Source organism: Methylobacter svalbardensis, from assembly GCF_037671525.1.
Classification (GTDB): domain Bacteria; phylum Pseudomonadota; class Gammaproteobacteria; order Methylococcales; family Methylomonadaceae; genus Methylobacter_A; species Methylobacter_A svalbardensis.
In genome coordinates this window covers 1-575 of record NZ_JAWPOH010000213.1, presented here as the reverse complement: position 1 = coordinate 575, position 575 = coordinate 1, and the positions used below count along the sequence as shown (strand labels likewise).

2 pseudogenes are annotated in these 575 nt (G+C 49.7%); both read right to left on the bottom strand.

From position 1 onward, the window contains the following. Positions 1 to 445 (bottom strand): annotated as a pseudogene (locus RW114_RS20895) (IS3 family transposase); the annotation flags it as partial. Positions 446 to 450: 5 nt separating this feature from the next. Next, positions 451 to 575: pseudogene (locus tag RW114_RS20890) on the bottom strand (IS1595 family transposase); the annotation flags it as partial.

Below are 575 nucleotides of genomic sequence, written 5' to 3'. Positions count from 1 at the left end.
AAACAAACCCGCGCGGTAGCCGGATATAGGTAATATCAGTGCTCCATACCTGATTGGGGCGAATGATGTCGATGCCCCTTAACAGATAGGGATAAATCTTATGTTGCGGATGCGGCTTACTGGTATTAGGGCCAGGTGCCATACCGGCCAAGCCTAGCGTTTGCATCAAGCGCTGAACTCGTTTGCGATTAACCCTGTGCCCAAGTCCACATAAGTATTTCGTCATGCGCCGTGAGCCATAAAAAGGATGCCGTGTGTACTCGTCATCCAGCAATTGCAACAACAGGCATTCATCCTTATCAATGGCTTGCAGCAGACGCTTTTCACGCGCATACACGACTGAGCGAGTAACCTTGAGCAGCTTGCATTGCAGGGATAGCGCCATCGCATCATCCGGCGCTATCCATGTGTGTCGCTCCTCTATAGGCTGATCCCAGACTTTTTTTTAGGCTATGTCATCGTTAAATATTGAAAATTCCCCAGAGCAGCATTGAGTAGGGTTTCCGGCGTGAGTTGGCAGTGTTGTTCAAAAGCCCGTCGCCAGCCCAGGTAGTTTGGCAAGTATTTGGTAGCTA